Annotated in this window: 14 protein-coding genes; 10 read left to right on the forward strand and 4 right to left on the reverse strand. The window is 60.2% G+C overall.

Translation table 11 applies throughout. The annotated features are described in order from the left end of the window. Positions 1-25 precede the first annotated feature (25 nt). Positions 26-2,380: a hybrid sensor histidine kinase/response regulator gene (locus A8O26_RS15445; RefSeq protein WP_064118800.1), complete on the reverse strand. Its 2,355-nt coding sequence runs from the start codon at positions 2,378-2,380 to the stop codon at positions 26-28. A 326-nt stretch (positions 2,381-2,706) separates the two neighbouring features. Here A8O26_RS15445 and A8O26_RS15450 point away from each other — a divergent pair, with 326 nt between their 5' ends. From A8O26_RS15450 to A8O26_RS15465, 4 genes are all read left to right on the forward strand, one after another. After that, complete coding sequence (locus tag A8O26_RS15450) at positions 2,707-3,504, forward strand: hydroxymethylpyrimidine/phosphomethylpyrimidine kinase (RefSeq protein ID WP_007909650.1); 798 nt, start codon at positions 2,707-2,709, stop codon at positions 3,502-3,504. A gap of 18 nt (positions 3,505-3,522) precedes the next feature. Next, positions 3,523-4,146, forward strand: a complete 624-nt coding sequence (gene thiE, locus A8O26_RS15455; protein ID WP_064118801.1) for a thiamine phosphate synthase — start codon at positions 3,523-3,525, stop codon at positions 4,144-4,146. A gap of 17 nt (positions 4,147-4,163) precedes the next feature. Continuing rightward, positions 4,164-5,447 carry a glutamate-1-semialdehyde 2,1-aminomutase gene (gene hemL / locus A8O26_RS15460; RefSeq protein WP_038361864.1) on the forward strand — a complete coding sequence of 428 codons (1,284 nt, stop codon included), beginning with the start codon at positions 4,164-4,166 and terminating at the stop codon, positions 5,445-5,447. Positions 5,448-5,672: 225 nt separating this feature from the next. Next, positions 5,673-6,227: a tetratricopeptide repeat protein gene (locus A8O26_RS15465; protein WP_003228518.1), complete on the forward strand. Its 555-nt coding sequence runs from the start codon at positions 5,673-5,675 to the stop codon at positions 6,225-6,227. Between the two features lie 116 nt (positions 6,228-6,343). On the opposite strand, the gene A8O26_RS15470 is transcribed toward A8O26_RS15465, so the two are convergent. Continuing rightward, a complete protein-coding gene (locus tag A8O26_RS15470) occupies positions 6,344-6,673 on the reverse strand; it encodes a DUF1820 family protein (protein WP_003185742.1) in 330 nt (109 codons plus the stop codon). 133 nt (positions 6,674-6,806) lie between these two features. Here A8O26_RS15470 and miaB point away from each other — a divergent pair, with 133 nt between their 5' ends. From miaB to lnt, 5 genes are all read left to right on the forward strand, one after another. Then, entirely contained in the window at positions 6,807-8,135 is a 1,329-nt protein-coding gene (gene miaB, locus A8O26_RS15475; protein ID WP_053124140.1) for a tRNA (N6-isopentenyl adenosine(37)-C2)-methylthiotransferase MiaB, read from the forward strand. Between the two features lie 216 nt (positions 8,136-8,351). Further along, on the forward strand, positions 8,352-9,350 hold the full coding sequence (locus A8O26_RS15480) for a PhoH family protein (RefSeq protein ID WP_064118802.1): 999 nt from the start codon (positions 8,352-8,354) through the stop codon (positions 9,348-9,350). After that, complete coding sequence (gene ybeY, locus A8O26_RS15485; RefSeq protein ID WP_064118803.1) at positions 9,343-9,837, forward strand: rRNA maturation RNase YbeY; 495 nt, start codon at positions 9,343-9,345, stop codon at positions 9,835-9,837. Before A8O26_RS15480 ends, ybeY begins: the two co-directional genes overlap by 8 nt. Before the next feature lie 5 nt (positions 9,838-9,842). After that, positions 9,843-10,682, forward strand: a complete 840-nt coding sequence (locus A8O26_RS15490) for an HlyC/CorC family transporter (RefSeq protein ID WP_007909641.1) — start codon at positions 9,843-9,845, stop codon at positions 10,680-10,682. 14 nt (positions 10,683-10,696) lie between these two features. After that, a complete protein-coding gene (lnt, locus tag A8O26_RS15495) occupies positions 10,697-12,220 on the forward strand; it encodes an apolipoprotein N-acyltransferase (RefSeq protein WP_064118804.1) in 1,524 nt (507 codons plus the stop codon). A gap of 105 nt (positions 12,221-12,325) precedes the next feature. Here the strand turns inward: lnt and A8O26_RS15500 are convergent, their stop codons facing one another. Beyond that, on the reverse strand, positions 12,326-13,105 hold the full coding sequence (locus tag A8O26_RS15500) for a YdcF family protein (protein WP_064118805.1): 780 nt from the start codon (positions 13,103-13,105) through the stop codon (positions 12,326-12,328). Positions 13,106-13,209: 104 nt separating this feature from the next. Continuing rightward, on the reverse strand, positions 13,210-13,533 hold the full coding sequence (locus A8O26_RS15505) for a hypothetical protein (RefSeq protein ID WP_064118806.1): 324 nt from the start codon (positions 13,531-13,533) through the stop codon (positions 13,210-13,212). Positions 13,534-13,786: 253 nt separating this feature from the next. On the opposite strand from A8O26_RS15505, the gene leuS reads away from it, so the two are divergent. Next, positions 13,787-16,393 (forward strand): leucine--tRNA ligase, encoded by a 2,607-nt coding sequence (gene leuS / locus A8O26_RS15510; RefSeq protein WP_064118807.1) that lies wholly within the window; start codon positions 13,787-13,789, stop codon positions 16,391-16,393. Positions 16,394-16,460 lie beyond the last annotated feature (67 nt).

A 16,460-nucleotide genomic window follows, 5' to 3' on the forward strand; every position in this document is an offset into this window, starting at 1 on the left:
CCGAATTTGCGGCGTGTTTACCCTATCAGCAGCACAACACGCGCCGCTCCAGCGCAGATTGCAGGTCTTCGAATTTCACCGGTTTGTTCAGGTAATCGATCGCCGCGCCCGTTGTGCAAAGCTCGCGATCAGCATTCAACGCCAGCATGAACACCGGCAGATTGGCGCAGCCCGGCAGCGCATGAATCTGGCAGCACAACGACGCGCCTTCGTGGCTCGGCAACTGACAATCGATCAGCACCGCGTCGACCGTTTCACGCTGCAGGCAATCGAGCGCCGCCGCGCCGTTGTCGGCGGTACGCACGCGAAAACCGAGCTTGAGCAACATGCCGCGCATCACCAGTTGGTTGACGCTGTTGTCGTCCACCAGCAACACCGTGCAGTCCTGCGGTGCACGCACGCAATCGTGTGAAGGAATCGGCGTCGATGCCGCCTCAACCACTGGCAACTCAAATTCGACATCCAGCTGGAAGCGGCTGCCACGCCCGGGCTCCGAGCGATGAGTGAGCTTGCCACCGAGCAACTCGACCAACTGTCGGCAGATCGCCAGACCGACGCCCAAACCACCGTACTCGCGGGTCATCGAACCGTCGAGCTGGAAGAAACGCTGGTACATCGTCGCCTCGCCCAGATCGGTGAAACCGATGCCGGTGTCGATCACCGCAAACGACAGCGCCAGACGATTGTCCGTCGACGGTTTACCGGTGACGCGCAACGCCAGACCACCGACGCGGGTGAACTTGATCGCGTTATCCAGCAGGCATTCCAGGCATTGCGCGAGTTTGGCGCTGTCGCCGTGCAAGCGATCCGGCAGGGTCGGCAGCACTTCAACCTTGAAGTCCAGCGATTTGCTCGCGGCGTTGCCGTCGAACTGCACACGCAACGCTTCGACCACCGCACGCAAACTGAAACTGCCCGGCGCAGCCTTGAGCTTGCCGGCCTGCAATTCGGTAAGGGTGAGGATGCCGTTGACCATGCGCATCATGTCCCGCGCGGAACCGGCGGCAGTCTGCTGGTATTGCTCAAGCTCCGGGTCCATCTCGACCGTCTGCATCAGTTCCAGCGAACCGATCACACCGTTCATCGGCGTGCGCAGTTCATGGGTCAAGGTCGCGAGGAATTCGTCCTTGAGCTTGTTGCTGTGCGCCAGCTGCTGGTTGAGCACTTCGAGTTTCTGCCCGGCGTCGTACAGCGTTTGCGCCTGTTGCTCGCGCATCGCGTTGATACGGTCGGCCAGCGCCAGCGACAGCAGCGCCACCTCAATGGCTGAACCGATCTGGCTGGCGTACATGGTCAGGAACACGTTCGGCAGCAGACCCAGCACCATCAGCGTGTTGACGACGCCGCCGAGCAGGAACGCCGACCAGGCAATAATGAAATAACGCGCCACGCGCAAGCCGCGCCACCAGGCCAGAATCCCCGCCGCGAAAATCACCACGGTGAAGGTCAGCGCCAGCGTCGTTGCCAGGCGCAAGGCCAGGGCGTAACTGGTCATCAGCGACAGGCCGATGACCAACGCGCTGAATGCAATCAATCCGATCAGCACACGATCGAGCCCACGGCTGTGGTTTTTGGTCTGCAGGAAGCTGCGGGCGAACTGGCTGCCGAACAGGCCGGCGCAACCAATGAAGAACGGCGTCGCGGCGTTGGCCCACCACGGATTGTCCGGCCAGAAATACTCGACTGCCGCGCCGTTCACCGACAACTGATAAAGACCGAACGAGGCAATGTAGAAGATGTAATAGAGATAACTGGTGTCGCGCACGCTGAGGTAGATGAACAGGTTGTAGACCAGCATCCCCAACAACACACCGTAAATGATGCCGAGCACATACAGGCGCACCGGTTGGTCTTCGAGATACGCGGTGCTCGACCACAACGTCACCGGTGCCTGGATCGAGCCTTCGCTGGCCAGACGCAGGTAGACGGTTTGCTGTTGATCGGGTTGGAATGCAAGGTCGAACAAATAGTTGTTCTGGCGAATCTCGCGGCTGGCGAACGGCCAGGCGTCACCGGTCTGGCGGACGAGGCGATAGTCGCCACTGGCGTCAGGCATATAGAGGTCGAGATGATCGAGCGGTGGATACGCCAGTTCCAGCAGCCAGGTGCGCTGGGCGGCGGGATTGCTCGGACGATAGTGCAGGTCGATCTTCAACCAGAACGCCGAGCGCGAGTAACCGGCATTCAGTGTGGCTTTATCGTGGGCTTTGAAATTGCCGGCGGCAGCCTGCGCGCGAACATCGGCAATGCTCGCCTGACCGCTCGGGTCTTCGAACACTTGCAGCGATCGGCCCAGAGGGAGGCTCTGGGTAAATTCGTCGAATTCGACAGCGCTCGCCATAAAGGGCAAGCAGAACAGCAACATCAGCAAATAGCGCATTGAAGCCCCAGCGTGGCTCGTCCGGTTGTGTCAGGAAGCCCCCCATTCCCTTTGAGTAGACGTAAAACCGGTATTACCTGTTATTGGTTTGGATCCAGACTAGCATAGCCGTTGATGGCCATTGAGCACCATCGAAATTTTTCCTACAAAGGCTCTAGAACGGGCGTTTCAGAGCAAAGCAGCGGGCTAGAGCTGTTGAGTTGGTCAAGTCACTGAAACACCTGAAGTTGTGAATACCTTTGTGGCAGCAGCTTGTCAGACAATCTATCGGCGAACGCCCTCAGGACTGAACCCGAAAATCAGCTTTGGTGGTAAGCTCGCGCACCATGAATATCTACAGCTCTCGCCCCGTTGTCCTCTGTCTCTCCGGCCACGACCCAAGTGGTGGCGCCGGCTTGCAGGCAGATATCGAAGCCCTGCTCGCGCAGGGTTGCCATGCGGCTCCGGCCGTCACCGCGCTGACCGTGCAAGACACCGTCAACGTCACTGACTTCCGCGTCCTCGACCGTGAGTGGGTGTTGGCCCAGGCCAATGCCGTGCTCAACGACTCCGAAGTCGCCGCAGTCAAACTGGGCATGCTCGGTTCGCTGGAAATGGTCGACACCGTTGTCGAACTGCTCTCGGCGCACCCGCACTTGCCGGTGGTCTGCGACCCGGTGCTGCGCGCCGGTGGCGGCGGACGCCTGGGCAAGGACGAGGTCGGCTACGCGATGCGCGAGCGCCTGCTGCCGTTGTCGATCATTGCCACGCCTAACCTTCCTGAAGCCCGGATCCTCGCCGAACTGCCCGAAGGCACCGCGGACGAGTGCGCTGAAAAACTCCTGCCGTTCGTCAAAAACCTGCTGATCACCGGCGGCCATGGCGACGAAACTGAAATCCACAACCGCGTGTACAGCCGCGACGGCCTGCGTGAAACCTTTATCTGTCAGCGCCTGCCGGGCAGCTATCACGGTTCCGGCTGCACACTGGCCAGCGCGCTGGCCGGTCGTCTGGCGCAGGGCGAACACCTGGCCAGCGCTGTGCGCAGTGCTTTGGATTACACCTGGCGCACCCTGCGCGATGCCGAACAACTGGGCAAAGGCCAGTTCGTCCCGCGTCGCCTGCCGCTGGATTTCTGCTCGTAACGTCGTGAGGTCTGCCCGATGAAACTACGTGGCCTGTATGCCATTACCGACAGCCAATTGCTGGCGGGCAAGTTTCTGTCTTACGTGGAGGCGGCGCTGGAAGGCGGCGTCACCCTGCTGCAATACCGCGACAAGAGCAGCGACGAGGCCCGCCGCTTGCGCGAGGCCGAGGCACTGCGCGATTTGTGCGAGCGCTACAAGACGCAGCTGATCATCAACGATGACGCCGAACTGGCCGCGCGCCTCAACGTCGGCGTGCACCTCGGTCAGACCGACGGCCCGCTGTCGCCGACCCGCGCGCTGCTCGGTTCAAAAGCGATCATCGGTTCGACCTGCCACGCGCAAATCGCGCTGGCCGAACAAGCCGCCAAAGAAGGCGCGAGTTATGTCGCCTTCGGCCGTTTCTTCAATTCCAACACCAAGCCCGGTGCGCCGACCTGCGGCCTCGATCTGCTCGACGAAGCCAAGCGCACGTTGCACCTGCCAATCTGCGCGATTGGTGGCATCAGCCTCGACAACGCTGCGCCGCTGGTAGCCCATGGGGTCGACCTGCTGGCCGTGGTTCACGGTCTGTTTGGTGCCGAGAGCACCGCCGAAGTGACCCGCCGCGCCCGCGCATTCAACGAATTGTTCAAATCCTGAAGATTGAGAGCCCGATCATGTCTCGTTCCGAAACCCTGTTTGCCAACGCCCAGAAACACATTCCCGGTGGCGTCAACTCGCCCGTTCGTGCGTTCAAGAGCGTTGGCGGCACGCCGCTGTTCTTCAAGCACGCTGAGGGCGCCTACGTCACTGACGAAGACGACAAGCGTTATGTCGATTACGTCGGCTCGTGGGGTCCGATGATCCTTGGCCACAGCCATCCGGACGTGCTCGACGCGGTGCGTAACCAGCTGCAACACGGCTTGTCGTACGGCGCGCCGACCGCGATGGAAACCGAGATGGCCGACCTGGTCTGCTCGCTGGTGCCGTCGATGGACATGGTGCGCATGGTCAGCTCCGGCACCGAAGCGACCATGAGCGCGATCCGTCTGGCTCGTGGTTACACCGGCCGCGACAGCATCATCAAGTTCGAAGGCTGCTACCACGGTCACTCCGACAGCCTGCTGGTCAAGGCCGGTTCCGGCGCCCTGACCCAAGGCGTGCCAAGTTCGGCCGGCGTGCCGGCGGCGTTCGCCAAACACACCCTGACACTGCCGTTCAACGACATCGACGCTGTGGAAAAGATGCTCGCTGAAGTGGGCGAGGATGTGGCGTGCATCATCGTTGAGCCGGTGGCCGGCAACATGAACTGCGTGCCACCGGCGCCGGGCTTCCTCGAAGGCCTGCGCTCACTGTGCGACAAGCATGGCGTGGTGCTGATTTTCGACGAAGTGATGACCGGTTTCCGCGTCGCCCTCGGCGGTGCTCAGGCTTACTACGGGGTAAATCCTGACCTGACTACTTTCGGCAAAATCATCGGTGGCGGCATGCCGGTGGGCTGCTTCGGTGGCAAGCGCGAAATCATGGAACGCATCGCGCCGCTGGGCCCGGTGTATCAGGCCGGTACGCTGTCGGGTAACCCGCTGGCCATGGCCGCCGGGTTGACCACGCTGCGCCTGATCAGCCGTCCGGGTTTCCACGCCGAGTTGACCGACTACACCACGCGCCTGCTCGACGGCCTGCAACAACGTGCCGATGCTGCTGGCATTCCGTTCGTGACCACTCAGGCCGGCGGCATGTTCGGTCTGTACTTCAGCGGCGCCGATGACATCGTCACCTTTGAAGACGTGATGGCCAGCGACGCTGCCCTGTTCGGTCGCTTCTTCCACCTGATGCTGGAAGGTGGCGTGTATCTGGCACCGAGCGCGTTCGAAGCAGGTTTTACCTCGATCGCCCACGGCGAAGCCGAGTTGAAACTGACACTGGACGCTGCCGAGCGCGCCTTCGCTGCACTGAAGTAATCGCCGTACCGCTGACGTTGGCTATTGCCAGCGTCAGCATTCACCTACACCTCGCCGGTTTTTCCGACGCTTCTGCCAAAAAGCTTGCATAAAGTGGGCGATATATTCCCCGCGCAGCAGAAAAACGAGTAAAGACTTTGTAAGGTTGGCCCCGCTTATTTCATAATGCGCGCTTATTGGATCCCTCGATGGGTCCGCGTGCCCTTCAGAGGTAAGTCGATTCCCATGAACCGCACCGGCCGCACCCTTGCCTTGGGCTGCCTGTTGCTCCTTCAGCCCCTGCTCGCGCATGCACAAGCAGGCGGCAACTCGTTGTTGATCCCGGCGATGGGTCGTTGCACCCTCAATACTCAGCCGCAAGACGTCACGCAGGCACTGGCCGCCTGCCAGAAAGCGGCGGACGAAGGGGATGCGCAAGCGCAATACGAGTTGGGTGAGTTCTACTACGACGGCAAGAATGCGCCGCGCGACCTCAATCAAGCCCTGAGCTACTTCGAAAAAGCCTCGCTGCAAGGCCACGCTCAGGCGCAATTCAAGCTCGGCACGATGTTCTTCCACGGCGAAGGCGTGCAGGCCAACAACATTCAGGCATACATCGTGCTGAAGATGGCCGCGGTCAACGGCGCTGAAGATGCGCTGGACACGGCCGACGAAGTCTCGGAAAAAATGTCCCGCGAAGACCTCGAAACCGCTACCCAGGTGCTCGGGCAAATTTTCCGTAAATACCTGATGGAACTGCAGAGCGCCGATGGGCGTACGCCGTTTTCGCCTCTTCCCTGATTTTTGCGCCGATCTTTCCGGCCCCTTCGCGAGCAAGCTCGCTCCCCCAGTAGATCTCCAGTGTTCAGAAGATCCCCTGTGGGAGCGAGCCTGCTCGCGAATGAGGCGACTCGGTTTTACTTTTCAGGCATCGGCATCGGGAACGGCATCACATTGCCGACCGCGCCACGGGCTTCGCTGATTTTCGGGGTACCCAGACGCTCAACCTCGTCGATGCGCACAATCGAATGCATCGGCACAAAGCTGCGCACCACGCCTTCGAACTGCGCCTTGAGCTTTTCTTCGCTCGGGTCGACAACCACTTGCGTGCGCTCGCCAAAGACGAACTCTTCCACTTCCAGAAAACCCCACAGATCACTTTGATAGATCTGCTTGGCGTACATTTCGAACACCTGGCCCTGGTTGAGGAAAATCACCTTATAGATTGGAGCTTCGCGTTTGGTCATGGCGGGGGGATAACATCGGGGATAAAAATGAGGGCGCAAACTATAGCATAGCCTCCGGGCGCACAGCGGTAGGAACCTGAGGGCTTGTTCCCTATAATGCCGGGTTCTTTGAATCACGTGACGACACTAATCCATGGCCAAGAAGCTTTACATCGAAACCCACGGTTGCCAGATGAACGAGTACGACAGCTCGCGCATGGTCGATCTGCTGGGTGAACATCAGGCCCTGGAAGTCACCGCGCGTGCGGAAGACGCCGACGTGATTCTGCTCAACACCTGCTCGATCCGCGAGCGCGCCCAGGACCGCGTGTATTCGCAGCTCGGCCGCTGGCGCGAACTGAAACTGGCCAACCCGGACATGGTGATCGCCGTCGGCGGTTGCGTGGCCAGCCAGGAAGGCGCAGCGATTCGCGATCGCGCGCCGTATGTCGACGTCGTGTTCGGCCCGCAGACCCTGCACCGTCTGCCGGAAATGATCGACGCTGCACGCATCACCAAGCTGCCGCAAGTCGACGTGTCGTTCCCGGAAATCGAAAAATTCGACCACTTGCCCGAGCCGCGCATCGATGGCCCGAGCGCCTATGTGTCGGTGATGGAAGGCTGCAGCAAATACTGCACGTTCTGCGTGGTGCCTTACACCCGTGGCGAAGAAGTCAGCCGGCCATTCGACGACGTGATCGCCGAGGTTATCCACCTGGCTGAAAACGGCGTGCGTGAAGTGACCTTGCTGGGGCAGAACGTCAACGGCTATCGCGGTACGACCCACGACGGTCGCCTGGCCGATCTCGCCGAGCTGATTCGCGTAGTCGCCGCCATCGACGGCATCGACCGTATCCGCTACACCACTTCGCATCCACTGGAATTCTCCGACAGCCTGATCCAGGCCCACGCCGACGTGCCGGAGCTGGTAAAACACCTGCATTTGCCGGTGCAATCGGGCTCCGACCGGATTCTTGCGGCGATGAAACGCAACCACACGGCGCTTGAGTACAAATCCAAGCTGCGCAAACTGCGCGCGGCTGTGCCGGGGATCTGCATCAGCTCGGACTTCATCGTCGGTTTCCCTGGCGAGACCGAGAAAGACTTCGAACAGACCATGAAGCTGATTGCCGACGTCGGTTTCGACTTCTCCTACTCGTTCGTTTACAGCCAGCGCCCGGGCACCCCGGCTGCCGACCTGGCCGACGAGACCCCGGAAGAGCTGAAGAAGGAACGCCTGAACGCGCTGCAACATCGTTTGAATCAGCAAGGTTTCGAGATCAGCCGACAAATGGTTGGTTCGACACAGCGCATTCTGGTCACCGATTACTCCAAGAAAGACCCGGGCGAGCTGCAAGGGCGTACCGAGAATAATCGTATCGTCAACTTCCGCTGCGACAATCCAACCCTGATCGGTCAGTTCGCCGACGTGCACATTGATGCGGCACAACCGCACTCGCTGCGCGGCTCGCTGATCCAGTAACACTGCATTCCCCCTGTGGGAGCGACCCTGCTCGCGAAGGCGGCGGCACATTCAACATAGATGTGTCTGGCAAAACGCTTTCGCGAGCAGGCGCGCTCCCACAGGTCCAGCGCCGGACTCTGAAATCGGGCGACCTCATTTAAGAGCTTTCGCACCCAAGCCTCTGGCGTTATCCTTGATTTCATCTTAATTGCCCCAGGGCGGCTAAATACGACCTTGAACGCACCCATAGAACCACATCGTTTTATCCTCGAGCCCTTTGAGGCTCGCCGCTTCGCCAATCTGTGCGGGCAATTCGACGAGCATTTGCGCTTGATCGAACAGCGCCTGACCATCGAGATCCGCAACCGCGGAAACCAGTTCGAGCTGATCGGCGACCCCAAACACACCACGTCTGCGGAAAACCTGCTGCGCCGCCTGTACCGGGAAACCAAAGGTACCGAGCTGTCGCCGGACCTCGTGCACCTGTTCCTCCAGGAATCGGCCGTCGTCGAGCTGGACAATCACGCCCCCGCCGAAGCCTCCGTCGCCCTGCGCACCAAGAAAGGCATGATTCGCCCGCGCGGCTTGAATCAGTTGCGCTACGTGAAGGAAATCCTCGGTAACGACATCAACTTCGGCATCGGCCCGGCCGGTACCGGCAAGACCTATCTGGCCGTCGCGTGTGCTGTCGATGCGCTGGAGCGCGAGCAGATCCGCCGCATCCTGCTGGTGCGCCCGGCGGTTGAAGCGGGTGAAAAACTCGGCTTCCTGCCGGGGGACTTGTCGCAGAAAATCGACCCGTACCTGCGCCCGCTCTACGACGCACTCTACGAAATGCTCGGCTTCGAATACGTGGCCAAGCTGATCGAACGTCAGGTGATCGAAGTTGCGCCGCTGGCCTACATGCGCGGTCGCACGCTGAACAACAGCTTCATCATCCTCGACGAAAGCCAGAACACCACCGTCGAGCAGATGAAGATGTTCCTGACCCGCATCGGCTTCGGTTCTACCGCCGTCATCACCGGTGACATCACCCAGGTCGACCTGCCGAAAGGCACCAAATCGGGTCTGCACCATGTGATCGAAGTGCTCAAAGACGTACCGGGTATCAGCTTCACCCATTTCCAGCCTAAAGACGTCGTGCGCCATCCTTTGGTCCAGCGGATCGTCGAAGCCTACGAGCGCTTCGAAAACCGTGACGAAGCACCCAAGGACACCCCGCGAAATGCTTGAGCTAGACCTGCAAATCGCGACTGAAGCGAACGCGCCGAGTGAAGCCGACTTCCGCCTGTGGTGCGAACTGGCCCTGCGCCAGCGCACCGCCGACTCGGAAATGACCATTCGTCTGGTCGACGAGGAAGAAGGCCGCGAGCTCAATCACACCTGGCGCCAAAAGGATTACGCGACCAACGTCCTGTCGTTCCCGGCTGAAGTGCCCGACGAGTTTCTCGACATCCCATTGCTTGGCGATCTGGTGATCTGCGTCGCCGTGGTCGAACGCGAAGCTGCCGAACAGGGCAAGGAACTAAACGCCCATTGGGCACATCTGGTCATTCACGGCTGCTTGCATCTGCTTGGTTACGACCATATAGATGATGAAGAAGCCGAGGAAATGGAAGCACTGGAACGCGAGTTGCTTGCCGAATTGGGCTATCCCGATCCGTACGCGGACGACGAAACCGAAACATCCCCTATCGTTACAACAAAGGATTCAGAGTAATCGCTATGAGCGAAGATCGATCGAGCAACGGGCAGAAGTCATGGCTGGGTAAACTGACCCAGGCTTTTGCCCACGAGCCGAAGAACCGTCAGGAGCTCCTTGAGCTGCTGCGTGATGCACATCAGAACAAACTGCTGGACAGCGAAGCGCTGGCCATCGTCGAAGGCGCCATTCAGGTGGCTGACCTGCAAGTCCGCGACATCATGGTGCCGCGCTCGCAGATGATCAGCATCAAGGCGACCCAGACACCGCGTGAATTCCTCCCGGCCGTGGTCGACTCGGCCCACTCGCGCTATCCAGTGATCGGCGAAAGCCATGACGACGTGATGGGCGTGCTGCTGGCCAAGGATCTGCTGCCGCTGATCCTCAAGGAGAACGGCGACAGCTTCAATATCAAGGACCTGCTGCGCCCGGCCACCTTCGTGCCGGAGTCCAAGCGCCTGAACGTGTTGCTGCGTGAATTTCGCGCCAACCACAACCACATGGCCATCGTCATCGACGAATACGGCGGCGTGGCTGGTCTGGTGACCATCGAAGACGTGCTGGAACAAATCGTCGGCGACATCGAAGACGAGCACGACGTCGAAGAAGACAGCTACATCAAGCCCCTGCCAAGTGGCGACTTTCTGATCAAGGCCCTGACGCCGATCGAGAACTTCAACGAGTTCTTCGACAGCGAGTTCTCCGACGATGAATTCGACACCGTCGGCGGTCTGGTGATGAGCGCGTTCGGGCACTTGCCAAAACGCAACGAAATCACTGAAATCGGCGCCTATCGTTTCCGCATCCTGAATGCCGACAGCCGTCGGATTCACTTGCTGCGACTGACCCCAATCGCCCGGTAAATTTAAGGACTGAAATGCGCTGGACAACCCGCCCCGGCTGGCCCGGTAACCTGCTGGCCGTGGCGGCCGGTGCAATCACCACGCTCGCTCTGGCACCTTTCGATATCTGGCCGCTGGCTTTGCTGGCGGTCGGCTTGTTCTACGCCGGTTTGCGCGAGCTGAGCCCGCGTCAGGCGCTGGGCCGTGGCTGGTGTTTCGGTTTCGGTCTGTTCGGTGCCGGGACTAGCTGGATCTACTACAGCATTCACCATTTCGGCGGCGCTTCAGTACTGCTGGCCGGGTTCCTGATGCTGCTGTTCACCGCGGCGATTGCCTGGTTCTTCGCCCTGCCCGCCTGGTTATGGGCGCGTTGGTTACGCCGTAACGAGGCGCCGCTGGCCGATGCCTTGGCCTTTGCTGCGTTGTGGGTCGGCCAGGAAGCGTTTCGCGGCTGGTTCCTCACCGGTTTCCCGTGGTTGTACTCCGGCTACAGTCAGCTCGACGGGCCGCTGTCGGGACTCGCGCCGGTTGGCGGTATGTGGCTGGTTTCGTTCGTTCTGGCGCTCACTGCCGCGCTGATCTACAACACCCCACGCCTGCTGCAAACCGGCCGCAAAGGTTTTGTTGCCGCAGGTCTGGTGCTGCTGGTTGGGCCATGGGTCGCAGGCATTGCGCTCAAGGGCCATGCCTGGACCAGCCCGTCCGGCGCGCCGCTGAGTGTTGCGGCGATTCAGGGCAACGTCGCACAGAGCATGAAATGGGACCCGGCCGAGCTCAACGCGCAACTGGCGCTGTACCGCGATTTGAGCTTCCGCTCAAAACCGGTGGACCTGCTGATCTGGCCGGAAACCGCTGTACCGGTGCTCAAGGAGTCCGCCGAAGGTTATCTGAGCATGATGGGCACCTTCGCCGCCGAGCGTAAATCGGCGCTGATCACCGGCGTGCCGATCCGCGAAACGGTTCGCCACGAAAAACGTTTCTTCAACGGCATCACCGTGGTCGGCGAAGGCGATGGCACGTACCTGAAACAGAAACTGGTGCCGTTCGGCGAATACGTGCCGTTGCAGGATGTACTGCGCGGGCTGATCGCCTTCTTCGACCTGCCCATGTCGGACTTCGCCCGCGGCCCGGCCGATCAGGCGCTGTTGCAGGCCAAGGGTTATCAGATCGCACCGTTTATCTGCTACGAAGTGGTCTATCCGGAATTTGCCGCCAGCCTGTCAGCGCGCAGCGATCTGCTGCTGACGATCAGCAACGACACCTGGTTTGGCACCTCGATCGGCCCGCTGCAACATTTGCAGATGGCGCAGATGCGCGCACTGGAAGCCGGGCGCTGGATGATCCGAGCAACCAACAACGGCGTGACCGGTTTGATCAACCCGTTCGGGCAGATCACCGCGCAGATTCCGCAGTTTGAACAAGGCATTCTGTACGGCGAAGTGGTGCCGATGCACAACCTGACGCCTTATCTTGAATGGCGTTCGTGGCCGCTGATCATTGTCTGCTTGCTGCTGTTTGGCTGGGCACTGATGGCCAGCCGGATGTCGAAAACCCTTTAAAAGCTTCGCGAGCAGGTCGAATCGTCGCACCGTCGCTCCCACATTGAAATTCATTCCAAATGTGGGAGCGAGCCTGCTCGCGAAGAGGACATCAAAATCACCGAATCAATCGAGTGTCACGTCGCCTCGGTAGAACAACGAATACCCCACCTGCCCCACCGCTTCATTCAGCAACTGCCCGCTCTGCCAGATCGATTTGAACTCCGGCAACCAGCCACCAAACGGCCTCGCGTTATCCGTGCCCAGGAAGCCGACCGGCGCCGGCACCACTTCAAATCCTGCCTGCTGAAAACTCCACACCGATCGCGGCATGTGCCAGGCCTGCGTCACCACGACCACACGCTTGATGCCCTGCGGCAACAGAATGTCAGCGCTGAATTTGGCGTTTTCCCAGGTCGTCCGGCTTTCACCTTCCTGCCAACGCACGGTCACGCCGAAGTCATCACGCAACGAATCCGCCATCAGTTTCGCCTCGGTCGGCGGCGTACCGTAGTGCAGGCCACCACTGGTCAGAATCGGCAGGCCAGACGCCTTGGCCAGCCGCGCCGCGTAACGCTGACGCTCAAGCCCCACACCGGTCGGCTGATCCTCACCCCACGCCAGATCACCACGCTCGCGCCCGGAGCCCAACACCACAATGGCATCGGCCCGCTGCGCCAGCGTCGCCCATTCTGCGCGAGCCAGCGGCGGCTCGCGCTCCAGCGCCTTGGCGCCCCACTGCACCACCACCGGCAAGCTCATCAGCCACAATCCGCCAAACCCCATGGCAAAACACACGCCGGCAAGGCGCGGCCGTGAGCGGCGCAACCACCACGCGGCCAACAACAGCAGCAGCAGAATGCCGGGCGGCAATAAAAGTTGTTTGATGAAATAACGAAAAGGCATCGGGCATCTCCACAGATGCCCAAAGCCTAAGAGTGTTAATAAAGCGTTACAACCGATAGGTGGGATCCTGTTGAAAAAGATCCGTTTTTTGACCTGCCATGCGCTTACTTGGCCTGCAGAGAGCGAACCTTGACGGTGTCTCTGCCGGGCGCCTTGTCCTTGAGCCAGATGACCTTGGCCGAATGTGCTGCATCGAGTTGCTTCACTGCTTGTGACAAGCATCCGTGCGATTCACGTTCACTGCGATCCAGATAGGCCTTGACCAGTTTGAACTCGGCGGGGCTCAAGCCACGCAATTCCAGTTCCAGGGGGCGCTCATCGCGCAGCCGGTCAGCGGTTTTTACTGCGTCCAGGGCCATACCCAGACGGTCGATCAACCTCTCGTACAACTCGGGTTTCGTTACGTTTTTTTTCCGTTGCTCCACCATCCCTCACCTCATTGAAGATAAGACTCACTCCCCAGTTAGAGCTTAGCTTCGCTGTACAAACCGGCTGCACGCCGCGACCAACGGCCCTCGTACAAATATTGCGGGGTATGTAGCTGTAATCAGGGTTTCCCTAGGCCAAGCGCGGTCATGTATGCTACGGCGCTTCCTGTAATTCCACTTCCAGCTCGTCCGGGCCATCCCGGAACCTGCGTTGAAGAGGATTAGGCCACCCCTATCCAGTACAAAAGTAGCCATGCACGAACAATATCAGCCCCGTGAAATCGAAGCCGCCGCCCAGTCGTTCTGGGACGAGCAAAAGTCCTTTGAAGTCAGTGAACAGCCAGGCAAGGAAACTTACTACTGCCTGTCGATGTTCCCTTACCCCAGCGGCAAACTACACATGGGGCACGTGCGTAACTACACCATCGGCGACGTGATCTCCCGCTACCAGCGCATGCTCGGCAAGAACGTTCTGCAACCGATGGGTTGGGACGCTTTCGGCATGCCGGCGGAAAACGCCGCGATGAAGAACAACGTCGCCCCGGCCAAGTGGACCTACGAAAACATCGCCTACATGAAAACCCAGCTGCGCAGCCTGGGTCTGGCGGTCGACTGGTCGCGCGAAGTCACCACCTGCAAGCCGGATTACTACCGCTGGGAACAATGGCTGTTCACCCGCCTGTTCGAAAAAGGCGTGATCTACCGTAAAAACGGCACCGTGAACTGGGACCCGATCGACCAGACCGTTCTGGCTAACGAGCAGGTAATCGACGGTCGCGGCTGGCGTTCCGGCGCGCTGATCGAAAAGCGCGAAATCCCGATGTACTACTTCAAGATCACCGCCTACGCGGATGAGCTGCTGGAGAGCCTCGACGAACTGACTGGCTGGCCTGAACAGGTCAAGACCATGCAGCGCAACTGGATCGGCAAATCCCGCGGCATGGAAGTGCAGTTCCCGTACAACGTCGACTCGATCGGCGAAGCCGGCACCCTCAAAGTCTTCACTACCCGTCCGGACACCCTGATGGGCGCGACCTATGTCGCCGTGGCTGCCGAGCACCCACTGGCCACTCTGGCCGCGAAAAACAATACCGAGCTGCAAGCGTTCATCGCTGAATGCAAGGGCGGCAGCGTTGCCGAAGCCGACGTCGCCACGCAAGAGAAGAAAGGCCTGCCGACCGGCCTGTTCGTCGAGCACCCGCTGACCGGTGAAAAACTGCCTGTGTGGGTCGCCAACTACGTGCTGATGCACTACGGCGACGGCGCTGTAATGGCGGTACCGGCGCACGATGAGCGCGATTTCGAATTCGCCCACAAGTACAACCTGCCGGTGAAATCGGTGGTGCGTACCAGTTCCGGCGAGACCAACCCTGAGCCATGGCAAGACGCCTACGGCGAGCACGGCACGCTGATCAATTCCGGCGAGTTCGACGGTCTGGATTTCGCCGGTGCGTTCGACGCCATGGAAGTGGCCCTGATCAAGAAAGAACTGGGCGCCTCGCGCACTCAGTTCCGCCTGCGCGACTGGGGCATCAGCCGTCAGCGCTACTGGGGCTGCCCGATCCCGATCATCCACTGCGACACTTGCGGTGACGTGCCGGTGCCGGAAGATCAACTGCCTGTGGTCCTGCCGGAAGACGTGGTGCCGGACGGCGCCGGCTCTCCGCTGGCGCGCATGCCAGAGTTTTACGAATGCAGCTGCCCGAAATGCGGCCAGCCTGCCAAGCGTGAAACCGACACCATGGACACCTTCGTCGAGTCGTCGTGGTATTACGCCCGTTACGCCTCGCCGCACTTTGAAGGTGGCCTGGTGGAAAAATCCGCGGCCGATCACTGGCTGCCGGTCGATCAGTACATCGGCGGCATCGAACACGCGATTCTGCACCTGCTCTACGCGCGCTTTTTCCACAAACTGATGCGTGACGAAGGTCTGGTCAGCTCCAACGAGCCGTTCAAGAACCTGCTGACCCAAGGCATGGTCATCGCCGAAACCTACTACCGTCGCGAAGCCAACGGTGCCTACACCTGGTTCAACCCGGCGGACGTGGAACTCGAGCGTGACAGCAAAGCCAAGGTCATCAGCGCCAAGCTGAAATCCGACGGCCTGCCGGTGGAAATCGGTGGCACCGAGAAAATGGCCAAGTCGAAGAACAACGGCGTCGACCCACAATCGATGATCGATCAGTTCGGCGCCGACACCTGCCGCCTGTTCATGATGTTCGCCTCGCCGCCTGACATGAGCGCCGAATGGTCGGACTCCGGCGTTGAAGGTTCGCACCGCTTCCTCAAGCGCGTCTGGCGTCTGGCGCAAGCCCACGTTAGCCAGGGCTTGCCGGGCAAACTGGACATCGCCAGCCTGAACGACGACCAGAAGGCCGTGCGCCGCGCGATCCACCTGGCCATCAAGCAGGCCAGCCACGACGTCGGCCAGAACCACAAATTCAACACGGCCATCGCTCAGGTGATGACGCTGATGAACGTGCTGGAAAAAGCCGCACAAGGCACCGAACAGGATCGTTCACTGATTCACGAAGGCCTGGAAGCCGTGACCCTGTTGCTGGCGCCAATCACGCCGCACATCAGTCACGAGTTGTGGAATCAGCTGGGTCACGCCGATGCAGTCATTGACGCCGGTTGGCCTGCGGTGGATGAAAGCGCTTTGGTGCAGGACAGCCTGACTCTGGTCATCCAGGTCAACGGCAAGTTGCGCGGCCAGATCGACATGCCGGCCAGTGCCACCCGTGAAGAAGTGGAAGCGGCAGCGCGCGCCAACGAAAACGTCCTGCGTTTCGTCGACGGCCTGACTATTCGTAAAGTGATCGTAGTGCCCGGGAAACTGGTCAATATCGTCGCCAGCTAATTGGATCGGGCGTCAGGTTCGCCTGACGCCAAGTAAAACCTTTCGGGCCGTACAGTCGGCCCACGTG

It is taken from the genome of Pseudomonas fluorescens (genome assembly GCF_001648775.1).
GTDB lineage: Bacteria > Pseudomonadota > Gammaproteobacteria > Pseudomonadales > Pseudomonadaceae > Aquipseudomonas > Aquipseudomonas fluorescens_M.